This window comes from Microcystis sp. M090S1, assembly GCF_020246295.1.
Lineage (GTDB): Bacteria > Cyanobacteriota > Cyanobacteriia > Cyanobacteriales > Microcystaceae > Microcystis > Microcystis aeruginosa.
This window is the reverse complement of the sequence record NZ_JADBTF010000426.1, coordinates 1-5,087: the sequence shown is the minus strand read 5'-3', so window position 1 is coordinate 5,087 and position 5,087 is coordinate 1. Positions and strand designations below refer to the sequence as shown.

Annotated in this window: 7 protein-coding genes; 1 reads left to right on the top strand and 6 read right to left on the bottom strand. The window is 42.7% G+C overall.

The genetic code is table 11. From position 1 onward, the window contains the following. The 6 genes from IM477_RS18780 to IM477_RS18755 all read right to left on the bottom strand — a co-directional run. Positions 1-596, bottom strand: a 596-nt coding sequence (locus IM477_RS18780) for an RNA-guided endonuclease InsQ/TnpB family protein (RefSeq protein WP_287733027.1), incomplete at its 3' end; no start/stop codon positions are given. Positions 597-848: 252 nt separating this feature from the next. Further along, a complete protein-coding gene (gene mazG / locus IM477_RS18775; RefSeq protein WP_287733026.1) occupies positions 849-1,664 on the bottom strand; it encodes a nucleoside triphosphate pyrophosphohydrolase in 816 nt (271 codons plus the stop codon). A gap of 361 nt (positions 1,665-2,025) precedes the next feature. Next, complete coding sequence (locus IM477_RS18770; protein WP_106908523.1) at positions 2,026-2,397, bottom strand: hypothetical protein; 372 nt, start codon at positions 2,395-2,397, stop codon at positions 2,026-2,028. Positions 2,398-3,201: 804 nt separating this feature from the next. Continuing rightward, positions 3,202-3,603, bottom strand: a complete 402-nt coding sequence (locus tag IM477_RS18765) for a phosphomannose isomerase type II C-terminal cupin domain (RefSeq protein ID WP_287733025.1) — start codon at positions 3,601-3,603, stop codon at positions 3,202-3,204. Between the two features lie 133 nt (positions 3,604-3,736). Then, positions 3,737-4,033, bottom strand: coding sequence for an Asp-tRNA(Asn)/Glu-tRNA(Gln) amidotransferase subunit GatC (gene gatC, locus IM477_RS18760; protein WP_147069868.1), 297 nt, complete (start codon positions 4,031-4,033; stop codon positions 3,737-3,739). Positions 4,034-4,153: 120 nt separating this feature from the next. Next, entirely contained in the window at positions 4,154-4,675 is a 522-nt protein-coding gene (locus IM477_RS18755; protein ID WP_002770118.1) for a photosystem I assembly protein Ycf3, read from the bottom strand. A 238-nt stretch (positions 4,676-4,913) separates the two neighbouring features. Between IM477_RS18755 and IM477_RS18750 the strand changes: the two genes are divergently transcribed. Continuing rightward, the coding region (locus tag IM477_RS18750) for a helix-turn-helix domain-containing protein (protein ID WP_287733028.1) at positions 4,914-5,087 on the top strand (174 nt) is incomplete at its 3' end.

The window sequence follows — 5,087 nt, the reverse complement described above, 5'->3', positions numbered from 1 at the left end:
TCGGTATAAAATTCCTTTAACCCTAAGTCAATTCCTGTTATTTGTCCCGTTGGTTTATGGTATTCTTGCCGTTCTACGTCAATCAAAAACTGACAATAATAACCATCGGCACGTCTAACAACTCTTACCCGTTTAATCTGTTGTTCTGAATAATAAACTAAGGTTTTTTGACTACACCATAAATCAAATTCTCCTGCTTTAAAACCATCGGTAAACTTGATTTTACGTCTATCATCAGATAGTTTGTAGCCCGTTAGTTTATACTCAACGGAACGGCTATGCTTTTTGAACCGAGGAAAACCCTTTTTCCCAAGTATCTTAGCATGACAATTCTGGTAAAACCTAGTAATTGATTGCCAGGCTCTATCAGCAGCCGATTGACGAGCTTGAGAGTTTAATTTATTAACCCAAGGTGTCTCTTTATTATTAGCTAGTACCGCACAAAGTTTTTGGAGATCATTGCGGGTTGTTCCTTTATTTTCTATCCAATAACGAACACAAGAGTTACGCACAAACTGAGAAGTTTTGATAGCTTCATCAAGCTGGTGATATTGCTCTGGGGTTCCGTTTTTTAGCTTTGCTTCTACGACTAGCATCTAACAATCCACGACCATTGGCTAAATTAAATATAACACAGTTTACCCACAGATGGTGGAATTAAACCGATGCTCCGTTGCTAATATTCTGGTCGGATTTCATTTGCCGTTAATTTTGCTGAGTATCTTGTCGAAAAATGTAGCGGGGGCATTCATCCGACATTTTAGGTAAGCTAAACGGCACTTAACCTGCATGATCCAATAGCTATAACCCTTTTGGAGTCTATATCGGTGATCCGAAGTAAAAGCCGTTTAGCTTAACTTAGCTTTCGCTTGCTGCCAGAAAACCGTTAATTCCTCTAGTGTATAGTCATGGAGAGGCTTTTCTGCGACAGATTCCACTAGGGAAAAACGTTGAATAAAACGCAGATTAGTCTCTTGTAAAGCGATGCTGGGGTCTAAATTATACCAGCGAGCAAGATTGACAATAGTAAAGAGTAAATCGCCTAATTCTGCCTGTTGATGCTCTTTATCGCCCGATTCTAGGGACTCTTGCCATTCTGCTAACTCTTCGCCAAATTTTTCCCAGACTCCTGCGATATTTTCCCACTCAAAACCGACTCGCGCCGCTTGCCGAGAAATTTTCATCGCCCCTATCAAGGGTGGTAAAGTTTGGGCATAACGGGTTAATTTGCCGCTAATAGTCGGGTCATTTTTTTCCTCAGCTTTGATTTTCTCCCAATTTTGACGCACCTGTTCGGGATTTTCTAGGGATAGATCTGCGAAAACGTGGGGATGACGACGAATTAATTTATCAGTGATGCCCCTAGCCACTTCTTCTAGGCTAAAATTACCCTCATCACTGGCAATTTGGGCTTGTAAAACCACCTGTAGCAGTAAATCGCCTAATTCCTCGGCAATGGCAGTTTTATCACCGCTTTTAATCGCCGCTACCACCTCATAAGCTTCTTCGATAACGTAGGGAATCAGGGTTGCCGGGGTTTGAGCTAAATCCCAAGGACAGCCGCTTTCTGGGTCTCGTAAACGGGCAACAACGGTGATTAAATGGTTTAATGCCTCTAAGATGACCTTGTAGCTGGGATTATCGGTTTCTGGAAGGCTAGACATCGATTTTTTCCGGTTTTCTCCCCCATTATACCGGTCAGTGATCACTGATCAGATGTGAGTTTTCAGTTAACTGATCACTGTTTACCGATCACAGCAAAAAAGCTTTTATTTCCCTATCTTCTAATATTCAGTTACAGCCTTTCTCATAATTTGATATCGACGACCGGCGACCGACTCCCCAAAACGAAAACTTCGTACCTCACCATTCAGATAACTGCTTTAGCTCAATAACGATGAAAAAACCCGGTAAAACCGGGTTCCACTAGCTTGGAATCTGTATAGTCAACCGATAAAGCAGTTGAAAACTTAAATAAATCTAAATAGAAAAAAGGTAAGTAATTCCACTGTAAGAAAATCAGATTTAATGAACTACCCCGCAAGTTAGGGGACAAGAAGCATAAACAGCTTGATGAGAGGTTTTTACCTCACCGTGTAACCAGTGCAGCCAGCTAACTTCATGGGGATGAACACCTTTTGCTGTTAATAAAGCGGCACTAATTAGGATAGCCAAAATATTAATACCAATAATCATTCCCGCAACTAAAAGCACGGAACTAATCGGTAAAACTGACTGTAAGATAATCGCCGACAATGCTCCCACTGTCATCATTAATACTACTAAAGGAAATCCCACTACTAATAAACAGACAGTGAGGACGAAACTCCAGAGAAGAAAGCTTTTTAGCATTGCTAAAGAAACGTAGCCCCAGTTATTTCTTGCGGTTAATTGCATCTTCCTGACCTCTTACAAACTTGGTGGTCTAACTTTTCTGCACGTCGGCTCAAAGTTGATGAAAACCAGTATAGGGAAAACACCGAAGAAGATGAGCTATTCGCAATATAAATTTACAATCATCGCTGATCATCTATGTTATATGTATCGAACTATTACAAGAATCGGCGAGAGCTATCGAAAACTTTACAATCAGTTTCTCTTGATCCCCAATGCAATTTCCTGCTGAAATCCCTGATCCCCGTCGCTAATCCTTTCTTGTGTCCCTGCCGTCAGATTTTTCCTCGTCTCGTTGTAACAAATATTTACAAGTACCTCTAGAATTCTCAGAAAATAGGTGGACGGGAGTTGGGAGATGGGAGAGGGGAGAGGGGAGACCACTTCGTGCGCGTTGCGGGGGGAAGTGGGGAAGTGGGGAGAAAAAGCTGACGGCTTTTCTTTGTCACAGAATTGACATCCGGCCGTTATAGTCCTGACAAATGAGAGTTATATCTTGGAATTAATCCAGCAAAGGAATAAATCATTTCCCCTAACCCAGCTTTCCTCAAGCTTCCCACACAGGGTCTAGGGGAAGTTTATTTTTCTGCTGATTTTACCCGTTCTTTGCTCACAACATGGTCAAAATCAATCCCCCTCCCCGCGCCTTTACCTCCCATGGAGAAAACCGCTACCCGGCCGGAAAAGAAAATTTTTCTAGAACTTGACGAGCCTTGAGGGTAGGGAAGACAGTCAGGCAGACTAACCTAAAAAGGTTTTTTGGGCGGAAATATAGTTTCTTGGCCTTCTGTCTCCCTAAACACAGTCTTAGCTCTGATGACGAGCATAATCATCCTGAAAACGGACTATATCATCCTCTCCTAAATATTCCCCATTTTGCACTTCAATTAACACCAATTTGATCACCCCGGGGTTTTCCAGACGGTGAGCGGTACACTGCGGCACATAAGTGGACTGATTGGATCCGAGAATTTCTTCGTTATCTCCACAGGTGACTTTTGCCGTTCCCGAAACGACAATCCAGTGTTCACTGCGATGGTAGTGCATCTGTAAACTGAGACGATGACCCGGATTCACTTCAATTCGCTTGATTTTATAACCAAGACCTTCTTCTAGGGTGGTGAAAGAACCCCAAGGCCTAAATTCTGTTGCTGCCGATTCTACGGTCGAAATAAGCTGAAATGGTGCCACATCTTGAGATGCGATCATTATATTATGTCTCCATTGCTAGGTCTGATCTTAGTCCAAGATAGCAGCAAAAACCCTAGATGGCATCTAAATCAGTGATCAGTAAACAGTAAACAGTAAACTGAAAACTCACATCTGATCACTGATCACTGATTTAGTCTTCGTCGGTGTTGAGAATACGGGGAACCCGGAAATAATCCCCTTCTGGGGCCGGCGATTCTTGCACTAAGACCTCGTGATCGGGATAAAGTCTATTACTATCGGCGCGAGTGATATTTTGAATTTCGATCGCTCGCGTGGTGGGTGGCACATTTTCCGTGTCTAATTCGCTTAACTGCTCGAAATAATCTAGTATCCCGCTTAATTGCCCCGCAAATTGTTCTTCTTCGCCGCTATTAATCTCTAAACGGGCTAAATGGGCGATTTTTTCAACTGTAGCTCGATCGATCATGGGAGAAATGGGGAATGATGAATGATGAATGATGAATTGGGGAGTGGGGGAGTGAGGGAGTGGGGAGAATAAATAAAAGCAATCTCCTGACTCCTGAATTCTGTCTCCTGTCTCCTCAATTTAGAAGAAAACATCAATTTCCGATCGCCCGGTGATTTTCAGCCAGTTTTGGGCTTCAATGTAGTTATTGGGGGCTAATCGGATGGCTTGTTTCCAGTATTCTGCCGCTTTGTCGTAGAGTGCTTCCGCTTCGGCCTGTTGTCCGTCTTCTCTGGCTTTTTCCCCTTGAAAATGGTAAATAACGGCGATATTATTCAAAGCGGAGGGCATTCTGGGATTAAGTTGGATAGCTTCTTCGTAGTATTCCAGAGCCTTTTCATGCTCGCCGTTACTAGCGTGGATAATGCCGATATTGTAGAGGATATAACTGCGATCGTTAGGATCCTCTTCTAATGTTAAAGCCTCATAGTAATTATCGAGGGCTTCGGCGTATTCGCCGTCAGCTTGGGCAGACATCCCATCGCGGTAATAAACAAAGGCTTCCTTGGCTTTTTTATTGGCGGGCAGTATCTTTAAAATGATATCCGCCATGACGGTAAAAGATTTATCAATAAAATTATCGTTACGTTGAGTGCGTGGCATAGTTAGGACAAGTAGGCGATCGAGATGACTATCTACCTTTATAGCACTCGCAAGCAACCCTAGGGCTGTTTTTCCGATTTTTCTGGCTGGGGTTTCGATTTAGAGTATCTTTGCTAGTCCGGCAATGGCAAGAAGTTAATGGCTCATCGAAAATTTTGGGTCTGAAACCCCGTCGTTCTAGGTTGGCTTTACTGTTAAATATTAGCACATTTACGAAATATATGCTAAAATGTGAGGTATGGAAAAAGCCTACTCGTTCCGATTTTACCCCACACCCGAACAAGAGTCGCTATTGCGGCGCACTTTGGGCTGTGTAAGATTAGTTTACAATAAAGCTCTCCAGCTCAGAACACAAGCTTGGTATGAAAGACAAGAAAGAGTAGGATATACTGAAACTTCTTCAATGTTGACC